This window comes from Nocardiopsis gilva YIM 90087, from assembly GCF_002263495.1.
Taxonomy (GTDB): Bacteria; Actinomycetota; Actinomycetes; order Streptosporangiales; family Streptosporangiaceae; genus Nocardiopsis_C; species Nocardiopsis_C gilva.
On the sequence record NZ_CP022753.1, the window covers coordinates 5,381,070 to 5,401,330 of the forward strand.

The 20,261-nt window shown below is 69.7% G+C and carries 19 protein-coding genes; 10 read left to right on the plus strand and 9 right to left on the minus strand.

All coding sequences use genetic code 11. The features are described from left to right. The first annotated feature begins 29 nt into the window (after positions 1-29). The 7 genes from CDO52_RS23580 (at position 30) to CDO52_RS23610 (ending at position 8,255) form a co-directional block, all read left to right on the plus strand. A complete protein-coding gene (locus tag CDO52_RS23580) occupies positions 30-2,171 on the plus strand; it encodes a YhgE/Pip family protein (RefSeq protein ID WP_094932711.1) in 2,142 nt (713 codons plus the stop codon). Positions 2,172-2,270: 99 nt separating this feature from the next. After that, positions 2,271-2,849: a TetR/AcrR family transcriptional regulator gene (locus tag CDO52_RS23585; RefSeq protein WP_017621918.1), complete on the plus strand. Its 579-nt coding sequence runs from the start codon at positions 2,271-2,273 to the stop codon at positions 2,847-2,849. A 261-nt stretch (positions 2,850-3,110) separates the two neighbouring features. Then, positions 3,111-3,887 (plus strand): ATP-binding cassette domain-containing protein, encoded by a 777-nt coding sequence (locus CDO52_RS23590; RefSeq protein ID WP_094932712.1) that lies wholly within the window; start codon positions 3,111-3,113, stop codon positions 3,885-3,887. Beyond that, positions 3,884-6,154: a YhgE/Pip domain-containing protein gene (locus CDO52_RS23595; RefSeq protein ID WP_017618632.1), complete on the plus strand. Its 2,271-nt coding sequence runs from the start codon at positions 3,884-3,886 to the stop codon at positions 6,152-6,154. Before CDO52_RS23590 ends, CDO52_RS23595 begins: the two co-directional genes overlap by 4 nt. 428 nt (positions 6,155-6,582) lie before the next feature. Continuing rightward, a complete protein-coding gene (locus tag CDO52_RS23600) occupies positions 6,583-7,257 on the plus strand; it encodes a TetR/AcrR family transcriptional regulator (RefSeq protein WP_026125795.1) in 675 nt (224 codons plus the stop codon). Continuing rightward, positions 7,254-7,538, plus strand: a complete 285-nt coding sequence (locus tag CDO52_RS23605) for an antibiotic biosynthesis monooxygenase family protein (RefSeq protein WP_017618634.1) — start codon at positions 7,254-7,256, stop codon at positions 7,536-7,538. The genes CDO52_RS23600 and CDO52_RS23605 overlap by 4 nt, the downstream gene beginning before the upstream one ends. A gap of 321 nt (positions 7,539-7,859) precedes the next feature. Beyond that, positions 7,860-8,255: a DUF3592 domain-containing protein gene (locus tag CDO52_RS23610; protein WP_017618635.1), complete on the plus strand. Its 396-nt coding sequence runs from the start codon at positions 7,860-7,862 to the stop codon at positions 8,253-8,255. A gap of 79 nt (positions 8,256-8,334) precedes the next feature. Here the strand turns inward: CDO52_RS23610 and CDO52_RS23615 are convergent, their stop codons facing one another. The 8 genes from CDO52_RS23615 to CDO52_RS27830 all read right to left on the minus strand — a co-directional run bounded on the left by CDO52_RS23615 (position 8,335) and on the right by CDO52_RS27830 (position 18,366). Beyond that, on the minus strand, positions 8,335-9,621 hold the full coding sequence (locus CDO52_RS23615) for a styrene monooxygenase/indole monooxygenase family protein (protein ID WP_026125796.1): 1,287 nt from the start codon (positions 9,619-9,621) through the stop codon (positions 8,335-8,337). A gap of 172 nt (positions 9,622-9,793) precedes the next feature. Then, the gene (locus tag CDO52_RS23620) at positions 9,794-12,811 is read right to left on the minus strand and encodes a type I polyketide synthase (protein WP_017618637.1); all 3,018 of its coding nucleotides are present in this window, start codon (positions 12,809-12,811) and stop codon (positions 9,794-9,796) included. Beyond that, complete coding sequence (locus tag CDO52_RS23625; protein WP_026125797.1) at positions 12,808-13,488, minus strand: class I SAM-dependent methyltransferase; 681 nt, start codon at positions 13,486-13,488, stop codon at positions 12,808-12,810. The genes CDO52_RS23620 and CDO52_RS23625 overlap by 4 nt, the downstream gene beginning before the upstream one ends. Positions 13,489-13,947: 459 nt before the next feature. Continuing rightward, positions 13,948-14,469 carry a flavin reductase family protein gene (locus tag CDO52_RS23630; RefSeq protein ID WP_017618639.1) on the minus strand — a complete coding sequence of 174 codons (522 nt, stop codon included), beginning with the start codon at positions 14,467-14,469 and terminating at the stop codon, positions 13,948-13,950. Between the two features lie 26 nt (positions 14,470-14,495). Beyond that, a complete protein-coding gene (locus CDO52_RS23635) occupies positions 14,496-15,050 on the minus strand; it encodes an NADPH-dependent FMN reductase (RefSeq protein ID WP_094932713.1) in 555 nt (184 codons plus the stop codon). A 73-nt stretch (positions 15,051-15,123) separates the two neighbouring features. Further along, complete coding sequence (locus CDO52_RS23640; protein ID WP_017618641.1) at positions 15,124-16,395, minus strand: SfnB family sulfur acquisition oxidoreductase; 1,272 nt, start codon at positions 16,393-16,395, stop codon at positions 15,124-15,126. Between the two features lie 190 nt (positions 16,396-16,585). Then, positions 16,586-17,740, minus strand: a complete 1,155-nt coding sequence (sfnG, locus tag CDO52_RS23645) for a dimethylsulfone monooxygenase SfnG (RefSeq protein WP_017618642.1) — start codon at positions 17,738-17,740, stop codon at positions 16,586-16,588. A 458-nt stretch (positions 17,741-18,198) separates the two neighbouring features. Next, positions 18,199-18,366: a hypothetical protein gene (locus tag CDO52_RS27830; RefSeq protein ID WP_017618643.1), complete on the minus strand. Its 168-nt coding sequence runs from the start codon at positions 18,364-18,366 to the stop codon at positions 18,199-18,201. A gap of 87 nt (positions 18,367-18,453) precedes the next feature. Here CDO52_RS27830 and CDO52_RS23650 point away from each other — a divergent pair, with 87 nt between their 5' ends. Continuing rightward, positions 18,454-19,203, plus strand: a complete 750-nt coding sequence (locus CDO52_RS23650; RefSeq protein ID WP_198345784.1) for a GntR family transcriptional regulator — start codon at positions 18,454-18,456, stop codon at positions 19,201-19,203. A 94-nt stretch (positions 19,204-19,297) separates the two neighbouring features. Here CDO52_RS23650 and CDO52_RS23655 read toward each other — a convergent pair whose 3' ends face one another. Continuing rightward, a complete protein-coding gene (locus CDO52_RS23655) occupies positions 19,298-19,540 on the minus strand; it encodes a GntR family transcriptional regulator (RefSeq protein WP_026125798.1) in 243 nt (80 codons plus the stop codon). A 162-nt stretch (positions 19,541-19,702) separates the two neighbouring features. On the opposite strand from CDO52_RS23655, the gene CDO52_RS27835 reads away from it, so the two are divergent. Both CDO52_RS27835 and CDO52_RS23660 read left to right on the plus strand, forming a co-directional pair. Then, positions 19,703-19,954, plus strand: coding sequence for a hypothetical protein (locus CDO52_RS27835; RefSeq protein WP_152471611.1), 252 nt, complete (start codon positions 19,703-19,705; stop codon positions 19,952-19,954). Beyond that, positions 19,951-20,247, plus strand: coding sequence for a hypothetical protein (locus CDO52_RS23660; protein WP_232524303.1), 297 nt, complete (start codon positions 19,951-19,953; stop codon positions 20,245-20,247). The genes CDO52_RS27835 and CDO52_RS23660 overlap by 4 nt, the downstream gene beginning before the upstream one ends. The last annotated feature ends 14 nt before the right edge of the window (positions 20,248-20,261 follow it).

Below are 20,261 nucleotides of genomic sequence, written 5' to 3' on the forward strand. Positions count from 1 at the left end.
ACGAAGACGATGACGAAGGAGACCAAGGCGTGAAGCTCCCGAAGGTCCGGGTACTGCCGGCACTGCGGCTCGGCGGGCTCTCGGTGCGGTCGTTCTTCCGCTCACCCCTGCCCGTCGCCGCGCTGGTCGCGCTGGCGCTGATCCCGCTGCTGTACTCAGGGCTCTACCTGGCGTCGTTCTGGGACCCGTTCGGCAACATGAAGAACCTCCCGGTCGCCCTCGTAAACGAGGACCAACCGGTCACGGTGGACGGCGAGGAGACCCACGCCGGGCAGGACATCACCGACGAGCTACTGGAGGGCGGCGACCTCGACTGGCGCCTCGTCGACGCCGACGACGCCGCCTCCGGCGTCGCCAACGGCCGCTACTACGTCTCCCTCACCATCCCCGAGGACTTCAGCGAAAACCTCGCCTCCCCCTCCGAGGACGACGCCGAGCCGTTGCCCGCGATGCTGGATGCGCACTACAACGACGCCAACAGCTACATCGTCCGCCAGCTCATGAAGTCGGCCTTCAAGGAGATCCAGGCCGCGGCGGGCAAGAACGCCACCGGCGAGTACCTCGACAACATGTTCCTGGGGTTCAACGAGATCCAGGGCCAGACCGAGGACGCGGCCGACGGCGCGGGGAAGCTCGCCGACGGCACCGACGACGCCAAGGACGGCTCCGGCAAGCTCTACACCAACCTCGGCGACGCCAAGGACGGCTCGTCGCAGCTACGTACGGGCATCGGCGACCTCTACGACGGCTCCAAGAAGCTCGCCAAGGGCGCCACCACCGCCTCCGGGAAGGTCGACAAGGAGACCGATAAGCTCAACAAGGCCGCCGACGAGTGGCTGCCGCTGGTCAAGGAGAACGCGCCGACGGTCAAGGAGAAGGCCGACGCCATCAGCGATCTCGCGGACCTGGTCGCCTCCTCTGACGGCAAGCTCCCCGACCCGCCCAAGAACCTCCCCCCGGCCGGTGACGGCCAGAGCTCTGCGACCGACTTCCAGTCCTTCCTGGACGCCAACCCGGACCTCCAGCAGACCAACCCGGAGCTCTACCGGCTGCTGACCGACGCCAAGAAGCTCGCGGGGGACTCGGGCTCCGACCAGTCGGCCTCATCGAGCGGGTCCGGCGACAAGATCCTGGTCGACAAGGACAAGATCGACGAGATCAAGAAGAAGGCCGACGACGTCAGCAAGAAGGCGGCCAAGGTCTCGGATGGCGCTAAGAAGGCCGAGGACTTCGCCGACGACGCCGACGACAAGCTCGACGACATCAACAAGCTCAACGATGGGCTCGCCGACCTGGCCAAGGGCAACCGGGACCTGCGCGACGGCCTGAAGAAGGCGAACAAGGGGATCAAGGACCTCGACGACGGGATCGGCAAGCTGCACTCCGGCGCCGGTGACCTGGACGACGGGATCGGCAAGATCAAGGACGGCCAGCACGACCTCGCCGACGGGCTTGAGGACGGCGCCGAGTCCATCCCCACGTTCAACGACGACAAGCGCGACACCAACGGCGACATGATGAGCAAGCCCGTGCGGCTCAGCTCCAGCGTCGACAACGAGGCGCCGCAGTACGGCACCGGCTTCGCCCCGTTCTTCGTGGCCCTGTCGCTGTGGGTCGGCGCGATGATGACGTTCATGGTGCTGCCCGCGGTCTCCAAGCGCGGGCTGGCGGGCACGGCGCCCTCGTGGCGGGTCGCGCTGGCCGGGTGGCTGCCGCCGGTGGCCATCGGCGTCGCCCAGGTCGCGGTGATGATGTCGACGCTGCACCTGACACTCGGCCTGGACGCGGTGTACTGGGGCGGCGTCATCGGGCTGCTCGTGCTGACCGTCGCCTCCTACAGCGCGGTGGTCCAGTGGGCCACCGTCCAGTTCGGGACGGCCGGGCGGATCGTGTCGCTGATCCTGCTGATGCTGCAGCTCACCTCGGCCGGCGGCACCTACCCGATCGAGACCAGCCCCGGGTTCTTCCAGGCCATCGCGCCCTACCTGCCGATGAGCCACGTGGTGCAGGCGCTGCGCATCCTCATCAGCGGCGGCGACATGGGAGCCGTGTGGACGGCCTGCGGGGTGCTGACCGCCTACCTCGTCGGGGCGCTGCTGCTGACGTGGTTCGCGGTATCGCGCAAGCGGGCCTGGACGATGAAGGACCTCTATCCGGCACTGAAAGTCTGACCCTTCAAGCGGGGCCGCGCCGCGTGTGCTGCGCGGCCCCAGACGGGAGTACCGATAATGGGTACCCGGCTACATCCCCCAGTCCCCCAGGAGCGGCCCATGAGCTCGCGGCGCGAGGCGACCCGCCAGCGTCTGTTCGAGGCGGCGATCACGCTGATCTCCGAACAGGGCTTCGGCGCCACGTCCGTGGACCAGATCGCGGAGCGCGCCGGAGTCGCCAAGGGCACGGTCTACTACAACTTCTCCGGCAAGGCCGAGCTGTACACGGCGCTCATGGAGTGGGGCGTCCAGCGGCTCTCCGACCACCTGAGCGCGGCGGCGGTGGGGCCGCCGCGCGAGGCGCTGGCCAGCGTGCTCCGCACCGAGCTGGAGTTCATCGGCACCCACGAGTCGCTGGCGCGGCTGTTGATGGCCGAGGCGTGGCGGACCCGCCAGACCTGGTACGACACCGTCCGCCAGATTCGGACGGGGGCGATCGGCGTCATCTCCGGCCTGTTGGAGGACCTGGTGGAGGCGGGCGAGCTGCCCGACGACCTCGATATCGGTGTGGCGGGGTCTGCGCTGTTCGGCATGGTGCTGACCGTTGCCCTGGACTGGCGCACGCTGCAGCCGGACCGCCCGTTGGAGGAGATCCACGCGACGCTGATCCGACTGGTGGACGGCTTCCTCACGCGGTAGGGGGCCGCGCGCCGCTTACGGCCGGGCCCCCGCCCACACATCCACATACACGCACAAGGCCATGGCCCGCCATCGGGCCGTGGCCTTTCGTGTGTCTCGGGCACGAACGTCCCCAACTTCCCCGACTTCCCCAAATCCACGCGTGGCGCGTTGTCTGCCGCTGCGCGCCGTCCGAAGCTCGAAGCGAGATCGGGCACACACCGTCATGCCGCGATCACTCGCTCAGGGAGAGACGGGAAGGCGAGGTGAAGGGGGCTGGGGATGCGCCGGGCCACAGGAGCCAGAGTCGAAGCCGACCACCTCGGACTACACACCCGCCAAGGCACCGTCTACACCGACATCACCTTCACCGCCCGCCCCGGCACCATCACCACCTTCCACGGCGAAGCCGGCACCGGCCGCACCGCCCTCCTGCTCACCCTCGCCGCACGCATGACCCCCACCCACGGCACCCTCACCATCGACGGCCACCCCCACCCCCACAAAGCCCGCACCATCCGCCAAATCACCGCCCTCGGCCTCACCGACGGCGTCAACGACCTCGACGACCGCCTCCGCGTCCAAGAACACCTCACCGAACGCCACTACCTCCGCCTCCGGCCCGCCAACCGCACCCTCACCAACGCCGCCCTCACCCACGCCGGACTCGCCGACCTCGACACCACCCGCCTGGTCACCGACCTCACCACCAACGAAAAACGCCGCCTGGGCATCGCCCTCGCCCTCATCGACGAACCCCGCCTCCTGCTCATCGACAACCTCGACCACGGCCTCTCCCCCACCCACCAAACCCACCTCTGGGACACCCTCACCGCCCTCGCCGACCACGGCCTCACCATCATCACCACCACAACCAACACCACCCACACCCCCACCAACACCACCCTCCACCCCCTCACACGACCACCGAGAGACCGTTCTCCGGCAACGGAACGGACGCGGGAGAAGCGTCTCCGTCTCGACGGCCTCTTCGCGGTTCGAGGGCGCGCCGGGGGACACACGAAGCAGGGGAAGAAGCAGGGGAAGGGGCGCGCATGACGTTCCCCCGATTCCGCTTCCTGCCCACGCTTCGGCTCGCCTGGCTGTCGGTGCGGTCGTTCTTCCGCGCCCCGCTGCCCCTGGCCGCGCTCATCGCGCTCGCGGTCGTCCCCCTCCTGTACTCCGGCCTGTACCTGTGGTCGTTCTGGGACCCGTTCGGCCGGATGGACAACCTGCCGGTCGCCCTGGTCAACGAGGACAAGCCGGTCACCGTGGAGGGCGAACCGCTGCACGCGGGCCGGGACATCACCGACGAGCTGCTGAAGGGCGGCGACCTCGACTGGCACCTCGTCGACGCGGATGAGGCCGCCGAGGGGGTGTCTGACAGCCGCTACTACGTCTCCCTCACCATCCCCGAGGACTTCAGCGCGAACCTCGCCTCCCCCTCGGAGGAGGGGGCCACCCCTGTTCCGGCGAGGTTGGAGGTGCACTACAACGACGCCAACAGCTACATCGTCCGAGAGCTGTTGGGGGCGGCCTTCAAGGACATCCAGACCGCGGCCGGGAAAACAGCGACCACGGACTATCTGAAGAGGATGTTCCTGGGGTTCAACGACATCCACGCCGAGACCGTGAAGGCCGCCCACGGCGCCGGGGAGCTCGCCGACGGCACCGACGACGCCAAGGACGGCTCCGGCAAGCTCTACAGCGGGCTCGGTGACGCCAAGGACGGCTCCAGCGACCTCGCCACCGGACTCGGTGACGCCAAGGACGGCTCCAGCCGCCTCTACAACGGACTCGGTGACGCCGAGGCGGGGGCCGGGGAGCTCAGCTCGGGGATCGGGGACCTCTACCAGGGGTCCCAGGACCTTGCCGCTGGTGCCACCACCGCCTCCGACGAGGTTGCCGCCGCCACCGACACGCTCGACACCCTCGCCGACGAGTGGATCCCCCTGCTCCGGAAGGACGCCCCCGCGATCGGATCCACGGCCCGTGCGGTCGCCACCGCGGCGACGACGCTGTCCCACGCTTTGGACCGGCTTCCGGCGCCCTGCACCAAGGGCGCGGTGCGGGCCGCGAAGGTCCGCGAACAGCTCCAGGACTACCTGGACGCCCACCCCGACCTGCAGCAGAGCGACCCCGAACTGTACGCGCTGCTGACCGAGGCGCGGGAGGTCGCCGATCTCGCCGTCGAACTCGACAACTTCGTCCAGAACCACCGCGACGAAATCGCCACTATCAAGAAGAACGCCGACAAGGTCGCCACACTGGCCTCCGCGCTCGCCGAGGCCGCCCCGACCCTGGCCGACGACGCCGAGGCGGCCCGGGACAAGGTCGACGCTCTCGACGCGGCGCTCGCCGACATCGCCCAGGGCAGCCGGGACCTGCGCGACGGCTTGAAGGAGGCGAACAGCGGGGCCAAGGACTTGAAGGCGGGTATCGGGCGACTGCACAGCGGGGCGGGCGACCTCGACGAGGGCATCGGGGAACTCCACAGCGGCGCCAAGGACCTGGACGACGGAATCGGGGAACTCCACAGCGGAGCGGGCGACCTCGACGCGGGCATCGGCGAACTGCAGGACGGCGCGCACGAGCTGGCCGACGGCCTGGATCAAGGCGCGGACGAGATTCCCACGTTCGGCGCCGCCGACCGGGACCAACGCGGGGACATGATGAGCACACCCGTGCGGCTCAGCTCCACCATCGACAACAAGGCCCCGGACTACGGCACGGGGTTCGCCCCGTTCTTCATCGCGCTGTCGCTGTGGGTCGGCGCGATGGTCATCTACATCGTGCTGCCGCCGCTGTCGGCGCGCGGGCTCGTGTCCACGGCCCCGTCCTGGCGCATCGCCCTGGCCGGGTGGCTGCCCGCGCTGGCCATCGGCGCCGCCCAGGTCGCGCTGATGATGGCCGTTCTGCACTACCTGCTCGGGTTGGAGGCGCGGAACTGGCCGGGGGTCCTGGGCCTGCTCCTCCTGGCGGCCGCCGCCTTCACCGCCATCGTCCACTGGCTGGTCACGCGGTTCGGCGCGGTCGGCAAGGGGATCGCGCTCATCCTGCTGATGCTGCAGCTCACGTCGGCCGGCGGCACGTACCCGATCGAGACCAGCCCCGAGTTCTTCCAGGAGATCAGCCCGTACCTGCCGATGAGCCACGTGGTCGAGGGGCTGCGGCACCTCATCAGCGGCGGTGAGCTGACGACCGTGTGGGAGGCCGTCTGGGTGCTGGCCGCCTACCTGGTCGGCGCCCTCCTGCTGACCTGGATGTCGGTGGAACGCCGACGTACGTGGTCCATGAAGGACCTGCACCCGCCCCTGAAGATCTGAACCCGGGACCGAGCACAGATCAGAGCGCAGGTCCTTCAACCGGTGTCCGCATTGCACATCTCAAAGGCGGGCCCGGACCTGCAACTCCATCCGAGCCCGCCAATCGCCCGGGGCCTGGTGCGCGCCCAGCGTAAAGGCCCCTGTCCTCACTACCCGGCCGTCCGGGACACCCCCGTATGTATCCCTTTGGCCGTGGTAACCACGGTAGGTTCGGGCACCCTTCGGAGGCATCGACCCACCGGCGTATTCCCCTCTCCACCCCGCGGGGGTCCGACAGTCCTCCTCCCGGCGGAGGGGTCTCACCGCCACGGTCAGACGCCCAGTTCACGCGGGTCAGGAGGGGCGCCGTTGGAGCTCCGGCCCGTTCTTCACGGGGTCAATGAGGGGGTCGCTGCGGTGGGAGCCGCGAGGCTGATTAACATACATACATGCATGTACGTAATAACCACGCGGGTGGAGCCGAGGGGCGCGATGCTGCCGGCCCCCGCCGTTCCACCCAAGCCGACCGAAGGGCACGGACACGCGACGCCCTCCTCGCGTCGGCCGCACGCGGGCTGTCCCGCTACGGCTACGCCAACCTCGTACTCGAACAGGTGGCCAAGGACGCCGGATACACGCGCGGCGCGCTCTACCACCTGTTCAAGGACAAACAGGACTTAACCCTGGCCGTGACCGAATGGGTTATGGACACCTGGTGGCGGGAGGTCGGCCGGTCCGTCGAGCAGGAGTCGGACCCGGTCGCGGCCCTGCTCACTCTCGCGCGCGGCCACGCCGTCTACTGCCGACGCGACATCGCCCGTGTGGCGATGGCGCTGCGGCTGGAGTTCGCCGGTCAGGACCATCCGGTCGGGCGCGAGGTCGAACGGAAGTACCAGGCACTCATCGACCGCTGCGCCGCCCTCATCGACGCCGGACGCGAGGCCGGATCGATCCCCGATGGTCCACCGACCGGAGCCGTGGCACTCGCCTTCGTCGGCGCACTCGAAGGCACATCGATCGCCTTGGCCGGCCAGGCCCCCCACGACGAAGAACTCACGGCCCGCGCCGTCGCCGGCGTCCTCGGCCTCAGCCCTCACACCACAATCCGAAGGAAAGCATCATGAAGGTCGCCATGGTCGCAAGCCACTACCCGCACGCTTCCTACCGGGACGAGTTCATCGCACGCGTCCAGCAGGTCGCCGAGGTGTTCCGGCAGGCGCCGGGATGTCTCTCGGCTGAGTGCTGGGTATCCGCCGACGGCGAGGCGGTGGTCTCGACCGTGCAGTGGGAGTCCGAGGAGGCACGCGACGCCTCCTTCGCCGCCGTCATGGCGGCAGGACTGGACCTCGACCACGACGAACGCGAATCACGACCGCGCGAGATCATTCAACTCGCGGCGGCCTAACGCCCCTCCCCCGACGCGCGGCCGCTATGGCGCCCGAGACCGATAGGCGGCACCCGGTCCTCGGCTTCGACGTCGTAGCGGACCGTGGCGTCCTGACCGCCGCAGCGTCGTCGACCCAATCACCGGCCTCAATAGACCGATAATCGCCGGTACCTGGCCTTGTCAGGACAGTCTTCGCTACGGTAACCCCCACGTCCCCACTTCGGCCGCCACGACCACGTGGTCGGGAGCACTCCTCCGACCCGTCCGGGACGGTCGGCCACCTCCGTCGCGCGGGAGCGCGAATCAGATCCCCTCGATAGCACCGAGACTGGAAAAGCCGTGGCGTACCTGTACCCCCTACTGCCCATCATGGCGGGCCTAGTGATGCTGGGCGTGCTGCTCCGACACCGCCAGTTCTCCGCGTTCCTCGCCGCGCGCGGCGTGCGCGCCGAAGGCGAGATCGTCGGCTACAGCGAGACCAATACCTCCGCGCGCATGATCGTGCGTTTCGAGACCGAAGACGGCCGCGTCGTCGAAGCCAAGCAGAACAGCACCGGCTGGACGGCCTCACGCCACGGCGATGTCGTCACCGTCGACTACGACCCCGACAACCCTGAGAACATCCGCATCGTCGCCGCGAACTGGCTCAGCCCGTGGGTCAGCAACATGTTCACCGCTCTGGGGCTCGTCCTCATCGCCATCGGCTGCCTGCTCGCCTATCTGGCCTGGTGGTGAGGGCGAACGCAGACCGGGCCGACTCCACTGGCCGGGAGGGGTGCCGCCTCCCCTCCGCCGGAGACCTATCGACGTCGGTCTATGCCGCCGAGAACTGGGAGATGTAGGCGCGGGCCTTCTCCGGGTCGAACATCCACTTCTCGTAGTCCTCGGGACGGTCGAAACCGGAGATCCAGCGGTCGCGCACCTCCGGGTAGGCCACGACGGCCTCCATCAGCTCGGGGAAGTGCTCGGGGGCGGAGCCCTCCCAGAAGCCCGTGACCATCTCGCTGAAGACAGCGGCGTGCCGCCCGTGGTCCTCCCAGAACGCGTCGAACGTCCGCTCCATCCACTCCTCGGTGAAGGGGGCCTCGCCCCGGTACTTGATCGCGTTCAGGTACACGTCGGCGCACAGCGTCGAGTTGTTCCAGCCCTGGCCGCTGGTCGGGTCGCTGGTCAGGACCACGTCGGCCATCCCGAGCACGCGTCCTCCCGACGGGAGGATCCCCACCGGGCGGCGGACCGAGGGGACGATCCGGTCGAGGTTCGCGGATCGGTCGTCGACGAGTGCCGCCCCCTCGCAGCGCGCGGCCACGTCGGGCACGTGGTCGCGCAGGCGACGCATGAGGACATCCAGGATGTCCTGCTCGGTGGCGCGATTGCGCAGGTCGGGGCTGCAGTCGAGCGCCGATCCGGGACGTCCCTTCACGAACACGCTGGTGGCGGGGCCATCGGCGCACAGCATCGGAACGATCAAGAGGTCGCCGCCGGGCAGCTGTCGGCCGTCCGCGGAGTCGCGCGGACCAAGGGAGATCGCCTCGCCGACGTCCTGGGTCTGCGCGCCCTCGGGCGGGGCGACGCCGGTCAGGATCGCCTGGGTGAGGACCCCTTCGTAGGCACCGCCCACGCGATGCGGGTCGGCGTCGAACAGGGCGCCGAGCTCGCCGGCCCCGACCGCGACGATGATCAGGTCGAACATGCGCGTGAAGTAGTCGAGGTCGGTCACGGTGACGCCGTGGATGATGACCTTACCACCGCGGTCCTCGAAGTGCTCCAGCCAGTCGGCCATCTTCATTCTTCGGTCGACCGATACCCCATAGCCGCTGGTGAAGGTGCCGCCGAAGTCGATCGGGGGTTGATCCTGCGGGCGTAGTGACACTCTCGCCCCGGTGTAGCGAGGGGCTTGTTCCTGCCACCGGTCGAGGCGGGCGGCGCGCTCCATCTCCAGGACTCGGGGCATGGTGAGCTGGGTGGCTGAAGGGCGGCTGTTCCGGATCTCGGTGGAGCTCTGAGCGGTAACGACGGTGGTTTCATAGCCGTGGTCGAGCAGAGTGTGGGCGAGGTGGAGCCCGCTCTGTCCGGCACCGACGATCAATATCCTGCGCACATCATCTCCTCACTGTCCGTAACCGACCGAGGCGCGGTCCTGCTGGGCCTGGGGCGCCCTCGCCGTGGGGGTGGTGATGAGCCGGAATCGCGGCGTCGGCCGGATAGCGGGGTTATCGTCCCATAGACCGCCCCCGTGCCCGAAGGGACGGTCTATGGGAAATGAGGCTTTCTCACCCCGGTGCGCCGCTGGACTCGGTGGTTCTGGCGCTGGTCGTCTCGCCGGTTTTCGGCGTGGAGGTGTCGGCTGCTGTCTCGTGGGTCGTTCGTTCGGCCGCCTGTCCGGTGGCCCACGCGGTGAGCATCCCCGCCACGTCGACGAGGGTGGTATCCGGCATCACCTGGGTGTCAGCGCCGGTGATGCGGCGGATGCGGGCGCGCAGCCGGTACACGTCGAGGGACCCCACCCCCAACTCGTACAGCGGGGCGTCGAAGGGGAGCTCCTTCTCCGAACGCCCGGTGAGGCCGGTGACGATGCGGCGGAGCAGGTGGGTCGCCGCCTCGTCCCGTTCCTGCTCGGTGGCGGCGCCGGTGAGGGCGGCCACGGCCCGGGCGTGCTCGGCGACATGCTCGGCGTCGGGACGGGCCCAGCAGCGCGGCGGGAGATCGACCGCGTCCAGGTCGGCGGGGACCGGCCAGGCGGGCACGCGGCCGTGGGTGGCGACCGTTCCCAGGGCCCGCAGGAGATCGGCGCGCTCGTCATAGTCGGCGTCGGCGACCGGGCGCGTAGCCGCGACCACGGGGGCATCGGCGGGATCGTACCCAGGGACGTGGGCGAGGGTGTCGGTGAGTGCGCCGACCAGGACCGGGCGCGGGGCGATCTCGATGAACAGGCAGCGGTGCCGGGCGGCCAGGGCCGCGATGGCGGAGTGCAGGCGAACGGGGGCGCGCATCTGGCGGCCCCAGTAGGCGGCGTCGAGGTCGGTGCCGTCGATGGGGGCGCCGATGGCGGTCGACCACATGGTGGTGCGGGCGGCCCCCGGACGCAGACCGGCCAGCGCCTCCTCCAACCTGTGCGTGTGTTCGGTAATGAGAGGGCTGTGGACGGGGGTCGCTTCTTCGAACAGGTGGGTCCGCGCGCCATCCCGGGTCAGCCGCGCATTCAGGTCGGCCAGGACCGCGTGGGGTCCGGCCAGGACGGTGGCGCTGGGTCCGTTGTAGACGGCCACGGTCGCTCCGGCCTCGGCCGCCTCCTTTTCCGCGGTCTCGGCATCCAGGTCGGTGGCCAGCAGTCCGCCATGGGCGGAGGCCTCGGCCAGCAGCGCCGAGCGCTCGACCACCAGGCGGGCGGCGTCGTCGAGGGTGAGGGCCCCAGCGGTGTGGGCGGCGGCGACCTCACCGAGGGAATGGCCGATCACGATGTCGGGTGTGATGCCCCATTCCCGCCACAGCGCGGCCAGGCCGACCTGCGTGGCGAACTGCGCGGGCTGGATGGTGTCCATCCCCCGAAGCGGATCCCCGGGTCTCCAGGGCGCGCGGTGCAGGTGGGCGGCGAGTGCGTCGTTGGCCGCGTCGCGGGCGGCGGCGAAGGCGGGTTCGGTCGCGGCGAGGCGTTCGCCCATGCGCTCCCTGTGCCCTCCGTGCCCGGAGAAGACGAAGACGACCTTGTCGACACGGCCGACCGGGCGCGGACCGACCAGGGCGGGGTGCTCGTCGCCGCTGGCCAGGGCCGCCAGGGCCTGGTGTGCCAGCTCCGGGGTGTCCGCGACGACCCCCGCACGGTGCCGGAGGTGGTCGCGGCGGTGGGAGGCCGTGGCGGCGAGCGCCCCTAGCTGGTGGTTCGGCCGGATGTGGTCGGCCCAGCGCTGGGCGGTGGCGGCCAGTGCCGCCGGTGTTGATGCCGAGACCGGGATCAGGTGGGCGGTGTCGGCGGTCTGATGCCGCACGTCGGGGCCGTCCGCCCCGCGCCCGTCGGACACGGGAGCCGGAGACCGGATGATGACGTGCGCGTTGGTCCCGCCGAACCCGTAGGAGCTCACTCCGGCGACGTGCGTGTCCCTCGTGGGCCACGGGCGCGGGTGCGTGGGCACCTCCAGTCCGTGGTCCGCCAGGCCTTCGCGCGGATCGGTGTGGTGGACGACGGGTGGGGCGGTGGCGTGGCGCATGGCGAGGACCGTCGCGATGAGGCCGATGACCCCGGCTCCGCCTTCGAGGTGGCCGACGTTGGACTTCACCGCGCCCACCAGCAGCGCGCGGTCCCGGCCGGGGGCCCGGCCCAGGACGTCGCCAAGGGAGCGCGCTTCGACGCCGTCGCCGTCGCTGGTACCGGTGCCGTGCGCCTGCACGTAGTCCACCGTGGCCGGGTCGACCCCGGACCGCTCGTAGACGCGGCGCAGCAGCTCGCGTTGGGAATCGAGGCTGGGACGGACGATGCCGGTACGGCTGCGCCCGTCGGAGTTCACGCCGCTGCCCAGGATGAGCGCTCGTATCGGGGAGCCGTGGGCACGGGCGTCCTCGGCCCTCTGCAGGATGACGACCCCCGCGCCCTCGGAGCGCACGTAGCCGTCGCCCGCGGTGTCGAAGGGGCGGCAGCGCCCGCCGGGGCCGAGCATGCCCGACATCACGAAAGCGCGGGTGTTGTGCTCGTTGAGCAGGACGTTGGCGCCGCCGACGACCGCCAGGTCGGCGTCACCCGTCTGCAGGGCGATCCAGGCGTTGTGGAAAGCGACCAGGCTGGCCGAGCAGGCGGTGTCGATGGTCATCGACGGGCCGCGGAAGTCGAAGTTGTAGGAGAGGCGGTTGGAGAGGAGGCTGGGTGCCGCCCCGAGCGCGGTGACGACCGTGCCGTAGTCCGCCCCCAGGGTGTGGGTGGCCTGGTCGATGGAGGACGATCCGATCCACACGCCCGTGTTGGTGCCGCGCAGCGAGGACGGCGCGATACCGGCGTCCTGGAGCGCCTCGTCGACCACCTCGCTCAACCACCTCTGTTGGGGGTCCAAGGTGGATGCTTCGAAATTGGGCACCCTGAAGTGCTTGCGGTCGAACCCCTCGAAGTCCCCGCGATCGAGGAGCCCGGCCGGGAAGAGGGACTCCGGTCTCGGCTCGTCGGGGGCGGGGGTGTCGCTGATGAGGTCGCGCCCGGCGACAAGCGCGTCCCACAGCTCGGCGGGGGTGGTGATGCCGCCCGGCAGACGGCAGGACATGCCCGTGATCGCGATGGCGGAACCGCCAGGGAAGGTCGGGGTGGTCATCGGGCGTCCGCCTCCCACAGCGCCGTGCAGCCGCGCACCTGGACACGGACGTTGGTGAAGCGCGCCTCGAGTTCGGCGCGCAGGTCCGTGGAGGTATCGCGAGCGTTCGTGAAGATCTCGCGCCGGTTGTAGACGGACATGAGGAGCCGAGCCAGCGGGTTGCGGCGGGCGAACGCCACGTCGCTGACGACGGTGGAACCGAAGAACCGCCCGCCTGGCTCCAGTACCCGGGCCGCCTGATCGAAGAAGGAGGCCTTCCCGGCGAAGCCGAGCCCTTGGTCCGGCAGGGTGTGCAGTACCAGCGACGCGCAGACCGAGGTGAGGGTGCTGTCCACGAGCGGCCAGGTGCCCAGCGCGTCGGCCTGGTGCGTGACCGGGGAGAAGCGGCGCAGGCGCTGCGCGGTCAGCCGCAGCGGGTCGGGGTTGATGTCGAGCAGGTGCAGCTCGCCGAAAGCGTCCCGTGCGGCGGACGCCGCCGCGGTATCCAGCAGTTTGCCTGTACCCACACCGACATCGAGGTGCCGCGAACCGAGGTTTCGCTTGTACAGGTCCACGAGCCGAGGCTCGGGGCAGCCCCAGGCCAGTCGGGTGGAGAGTGTGAGGACGACGAAGTCGTAGTAGCGGATCCAGCGGTCCGTGTAGACGGCTGAGGTCGGTTGGTCACCAGCGGAGGGCATGCTTCGGGCCATAGGGATGCTCCGGTTCGAGATCAGGGAACAGACAACCCGGGATCGAAGGGGTGCGATTCAACGAACCACGCAATCGGCATGGTGGCGCTCACCCCACCGCCGCTCCGAGAGTGCAATGGTGTGATCTATATCGCCGCAACACGCACCGTTGCCACATTTCCGAGCATCCGTCACACATGCGGCGAACTCGAGGGCGGACGCACATACATTCCGCTGGTAAAGCGGAGCCTCAATCCGCTCGAGAGCAGCGAACCTTCACTACAGAACCGGTCATCCCATTACCTAAAGTGACGCCCGCAAGGTCACGAAAACGAAAACGCCGACCACGGGCGGCGAATAAGCCCTTCACTATCTACCAATTCAGCACGTCCGAAACACGCACATACCAGCCGGCCCCGCGAACCGGAGAACCCGCCCTCCCGCATCGGGCGACGCTGAAGGCCCGAACTAGGGGAGCGGGGCGAACCCACCGAAGGCGCCCCCGTGGTAGAGCAATGGCGGCCGAAGGTCCTCCAGTACCAGTGTGTGGGTGACTTCTCCGACCACCAGCCAGTGGTCACCGATCAGTCGGGTGTCGAACCTGCGGCACACCAGGTGCGCGGACGCGCCGTCCAGCAAGGGCACCGCCTCCGGGCCCGGGCGCCACGACGTCGGCTCGGCGAACCGGTCCACATCCTTGCGGGCGAACCGCGCCGCCAGGTCAGACTGCTCCTCAGCGAGCAGGTGCACCCCGAACTCCCCGGCCAGGCGCAGTCGCGACCAGGTCGACGAGGATTCGGCGATATAGAAGGCCACCAGCGGCGGGTTGAGGCTCACGCTGGTGAACGACGTGGCGGTCAGGCCGACCGGCTGACCGTCCACACTCGCGGTGACAATGACGACCCCGGCCGGATGGTGGCGCAGCGTCGCGCGGACGTGGTCGGCCTCAGCAGGGGCGTGAGGGTGGGCGACGGCCTCCGTGGTACTCATCGGACTTCTCCCTGATCGTGGGGAACTCAGGTGGTGGTGGAAGAGGGGGCGCGGAGGGAGGCCCGCAACCACGGGGCGGCGTCCGCGGCCCAGGGTTCCAGGACCTCGTCGAGCAGGGATGTGTCACCTCCTCCCCCATCGGTGGTGATGGCGTCCTGCGGCAGCGCCAACCCGGTGGTGGGCACGGCCGCGCCAAGCTCCAGCAACAGCGGACGCAGGTGCACGTCCACGGCCAGGGTGTGCGCGGGCGAGCCCATCACCAGCACGGGTACCGCCGTCACCCCGGACAGTCCGCCCGAGGGCAGGAGGTCAAGGAACACCTTCAGCAGACCGGTGTACGTGGCCTTGTACGTGGGGCTGGCCACGACCAGCAGGTCGGAGGCGCGCGCCCGCGCCAGCGCCGCGCCCACGCCGGGCGGCGGTCCCGGCGCGAGCAGCGACGGCGCCAAGTAGGACAACTCGACCAGGTGCGCCTCCTCCGAGAGGCCGGCGGCGCGCACGGCGTGGCGGGCCACCGCCAGAGCGCCGGCCGCCGTGCGTGATCCGGCGCGGGGATTGCCGACGAGAACGGTGGTGGTCATGGTTGGGTCTCCGGTTCAGGACGTGGCGGGGGCGGCTGCGGCGAAGGGGACATTGGGTGGTTGGATCGGGGCGCTACAACTGGCCGTGGCGTGGGGGACGGCGCCGGTTGAGGCAGTGGTCGCCGATGCGCTGCACCTTCCAGCGCACGGGGTCGTGGACGGTGTGGGTGCGGGCGTCGCGCCAGAGGCGATGCAGGTTCTCCCCCTCGGCGGTGGCGCGGGTGCCCGCCACCTCGAACAGCGCCGAGGAGACCGCCACCGCCGTCCGGCCCGCCACGACCTTGGCCGCGGCGACGGCGACGGAGGCCTCGGCGGTGACGTCGGCTGCGGCCTGACCGCTGTCCCTCGGGACGGTCGCGTCCAGTACCGCGTTCGCGGCGTCCACCCGGGCGGCGGCGGTGGCGAGCAAGGCCTCGGCAGAGCGCACGTCGACCTCCAGCTCGCCGAAGCGCTGGATGAGCAGGGGGTCCTCGGCGGCTGTGCCTACACCGCTCTCGGACCACGGGCGGCTCTTGGCGCGCACGAACTCGGCCGCTTGGGAGAGCGCGCCGCGCGCCACGCCGGTGTCGATCGCGGCGTGCAACAGTTGCGCGAAGGCACCGTAGGTGGTGGGCCCCTCGAAGATCCGGTACTGGGACAGGACGAACGTTCGGTCCACGGCCACGTCGGCCAGGTGCACGGTGCCGCTCGCGGTGGTGCGCTGTCCCATGCCGTTCCAGTCGTCCTCGACCCGTACGCCCGGAGCGTTGGCACGCACGTAGGCGGTGTGCGGACGCGGCCCGTCCGGCGTCTCGGCCGGTGCGACCACGGCGATCCAATCGGCGAACAGCGAACCGGTGGCGTAGTACTTGACGCCGTTGATCAGATAGCGGCTCCCCTCCTGTTCCAACCGGGTGGCGTAGGTGTGTGCGGTCGTGCCGGAACGCTCCGCTTGGGCGTTGCTCACCAGCGCCCCTGCCAGCACGTCACCGAACACCCGTTGCTGGGCCTCCACGCTCCCACGCAGCCGCAGCGCGTTGAGGAACGTGAAGTGGGGCTGCGGGATCTGGGCCAGGCTGAGGTCGGCGGTGCCGAGCAGCCGCAGCACTTCGGCCACGGTGGAGGCGCGCACATCGGCGCCGCCCAGGGCGCGGGGCACGGTGATACCCAGCAGTCCGCTGTGGGACAGCTCGCGGACCTGGGCGTGCGGTAGGCGGCGCTCCCTGTCACGCTTGGCCGCCCCGTCGGCGAGCCGGGGCACCAGCGCGCGGGCGACCTCGATCGCCTCGTCGTCGCTGGTGAGGACCTGGGGTTCGGTGGTGTCGGCGGGCCTGTCGGTTGTGGGGCCGGTGATGGTCTCGGGCATGGGAAAACCTTTCCTGCACTCGGGCACGGCCGCCCCGCGCCGTGTCCCCGGGATCCCGGCCTCTGGGACCCCTACCTCTGGAATCCCAATTGGCATGACCTGGAGAAAGGGCACGAGGCGGCACGTGTGGGACGGCGGCACGCGGCCGTCGGTACGGCGGGTCAGGTGTACCGGGTGGGTTCGCGAGCGCCTAAGCACGCACAGCCCTGACCGCCTCCTCCGCGGGGGCGCCGTTGCCCAGGCGCTCGTCCACGTCTTTCTCCAGTTCCCGGATCACGGGCAGGACGTGTTCGCCGAAGTGGGCGACGTCTTCGAGGTAGTGCAGGAAGCCGAGCAGCAGCAGGTTCGCGCCGCGCGCCTTGTACTCCACCACGCGGCGGGCGATCTGCTCGGGCTCGCCGATCAGCCGGGTGCGGAAGCCGTCGTTGTACTGGACCAGGTCCTCGAACTCCGAGTCCGCCCACATGCCCTTGCCGTCGGAGGCCGACCTCCCCGCTTGGGCGACGGCCTGGCGGAAGCCCTCCACGGCCTGGGTGTCGGCCTTAGTGACGATCTCGCGCAACACTTCGCGGGCCTCGGACTCGGTGTCACGGGCGATGAGGAAGGCGTTGAGCCCGAACCGGACGGTGCGCCCGTGGATCGCGGCCTCGGCCCGCACGTCGTCGACCTGCTCGGTGAAACCTTCGAAGTCCTTGCCGTTGGAGAAGTACCAGTCCGACACCCGGCCGGCCTGCTTGCGGGCGGCGGTGGAGTTGCCGCCTTGGAAGATCTCGGGGTGGGCGCGGCCCGGGACCTCCACGGGCTTGGGCTTGATGTCGAAGTCGTGGATGCGGTAGAAGTCCCCGCTGAACTCGGCGGAGTCGCTGCTCCACAGTTCGCGCAGGACCCGGATGAACTCCTCCGAGCGCCGGTAGCGCTCGTCGTGCTCCAGCCAGGGCTCGCCGAGACCGGTGAACTCGCCCTTGAACCAGCCGCTGACCACGTTGACGGCGGCGCGCCCGCCGGAGAGCTGGTCGGCGGTGGCGATGAACTTCGCGAGCACGCCGGGATGCCACAGGCCGGGGTGGACGGCGGCGATCAGCTTCAGGCGCTGGGTGGCCAGCAGGAGCGCCAGGCTGAAGCCCGTGGACTCGTGTTGGTAGGCGGCGCCGTAGCTGGCGGTGTAGCGCACCTGGGAGAGCGCGTAGTCGAAGCCGTTGTTCTCGGCGAGCACGGCTAACTCGCGGTTGTACTCGTATCCCCAGTCGGTGCGCTGCTCGATGGTGCTGGTGACAAGGCCGCCGCTGACGTTGGGCACCCAGTAGGCGAAGCGCAGCGGCTCAGGGGTGGTCGGCTGGTCGGGCATTGGTGAGGCCTTTCGTCCGAGTACGTCTCCATTGGGGGTGGGGGATAGGTCTCCATTGGGGGGACGGTCCGGACCGAGGGACGGTCGGCTCCGCGCACGGCAGTGCCCTCGACCCGGATCCAATGGGGCCGACCTCGCGTCGGTGGTCGACCCCGGGTCGGCGGCTCCGCTCCTCCGTCGACCTGACGTCCAGGCTGCTCCTGATAAATCGACTTTGTCAACCAACAAAGTAGGAAATAATCATTAGGACAGACACAGGCCCTCTGACCTGCGCGGCAGCAGCCCGAAGGAGCGGGAACCCGGCGCGCTCTTATGTCGCCGGTGGAGTGATGCCTCCCTCCGGGGGCGCGCACGCACTCCCTGGGGACGGCGGGACCGTGAACGCCCCTCAACACCCACGGCCCGACCGCGCCGGGGAGCCCCGACCGGCATCCCAGCGCAGTGGTGGGAGGGCGGGATCAGCGGGGCCGCGCCTTCTCCGCCCGGTTCAGGTGTGCCTGGACAAGGGCCAGGTAGGGGGAGGTGCGCTTGCGGCCGGTGGTGTGGTCGGTGAGGGTGAAGCGCCACCCATCCGGCGTGCGGTACCAGGTCAGGGTGAATCCCAGGGATTCGGCGCGGTGACGCACCTCGATGAAACAGCTTGCGCCTGTATGTTCACTCCCCTCAAGCTGTCCATGCAGATTCGCCCCGGAAATCCGCCGCCGAGGAGCCCCGTGAGCCGCCCCACGTATCAGCGCATCGCCGATGAACTGCGGCAGCGCATCATCACGGGCATTTACGCGCCGGGTGACCGGCTCCCGTCACGCCAGGCCATCGCCGACGAGTTCGGGGCGGGCATGGGCGCGGCGGCACAGGCTCTCCGCCAACTCGTCGCGGAGGGGCACGTGGTGGCGCGCACGGGTTCGGGCACCTACGTGCGGTCGCGGCCGCCGGTGCGCCGCCTGACACGCAGCTGGTACCGGGAAGCGCGCGGTGGGTCGCCGTTTCGCGCGGACATGTCCGCGCAATCACTGCGCGGTGGCTGGGAGTGCTCGTCAGAGACGGTTGTGGCACCTGCCGATATCGCTGATCGGCTGGCTGTCGAACCCGCAGCGCCCGTGATGCGGACCCGCTATACGTTTACGGCCGACGACGAGCCGGTCATGCTCAGCACGTCCTATGAGCCGCTGGAGATCACGCGGGGTACGCCGGTGGTGCTGCCTGAGGACGGGCCGCACGCCGGGCGGGGCGTCGTCGAGCGGATGCGCGAGATCGGCCAGGAGATCACCTACGCCGCGGAGATCGTCACCGCGCGCCTGGCCGAGGCTGAGGAGGTCGACCGGCTAGGGGTCAGCCGCGGGCAGGTGGTGATGGTGATCCAGCGGACCTACTCCACGGCTGAGCGGCCAGTGGAGACAGCCGACATCGTGGTGCCGGTGGACCGCTACGAGCTGGCGTACATGATCCCGGTGAGACAGGAGTAGTCAGAGAAAGGCCCCCACCGTGGTGAGGCCGAGTGGTCCGCGTTCCTCACCGAGGTCAAGGCCGACCGCCTCTCGCACCCCAGGTAGGACCCATCTACTCGGCGACGTAGGTGCCCTTGCCTGGAACGGTGACCACCAGTCCCCGTTCCTGTAGTTCTCGGACGGCCCTTCGCGCAGTGAGACGGGCGATGCCGTACTGCTCCGCAAGACGTGTCTCTGCGGGGATCGGCCGGTCCGGCTGTAGCTCACCCGAAGCGATCTTGGCCGCGACGATGTTCGCCAACTGCATGTACAGCGGCGTTGCGCTCTCGTGCTTCAGCTCTTCTGTACCACTCACGGCCTCAACATAGAAGGCCTCTGACCTGCGCACCCTAGTAGATCCCTCTGCACCCCTATACAGAGGGCTATATACAGCAGTACCCTGCCAAGAAAATCACACAGCAGACCCCGGCGGGTGCGGGAACACCCCCGGGGCGCGGTCTCAGTCGATGGAGGACTGATGACGAACCCGATTCTGCCACCCATCACTCGTCGGCAACGCCCGCGCTCGACCACGCGCACGCGCCCCTATGTTCCGGTGCTGCGCCCCGCACGGCCCCTCTCCCGCCCCGCCCGGTCGGCGCGCGCGGTGCGCCACTACGCGATGGCCGCGTGGAACCGCCAGCGCATGGGGCTGGCGCCCACTCCCCTGACCTATGCGCCCCGACTCGCCTACCACCCCCTCGCAGTAGGAGCGGGGGCAGCGCGGTGAACGAAGAAAAAGGCGTGCAGGACCCGATGCTGTGGCTCCTGCGCCGCCACTACGCCGGAACCTGGACCATCCGCCGCACCGCCCATCTGTGGATCGCGGTGGCCACGAACCCCGACACCGACCGCGCGCCCACCGTCATGCACGACGACGTCGAGAAGTTCGTCCGCGAGCTGGAGAACCCGCCCCCACGTGTCGGGCGCCGCATCTCGCTGCTGTCCACCTCCTGGTCAGCTGAACGACTCGACCAGATCGGCGACGGCGCCTACCGGGACGACACCCCACCCATCACCTGACCGAAATCAGCGCC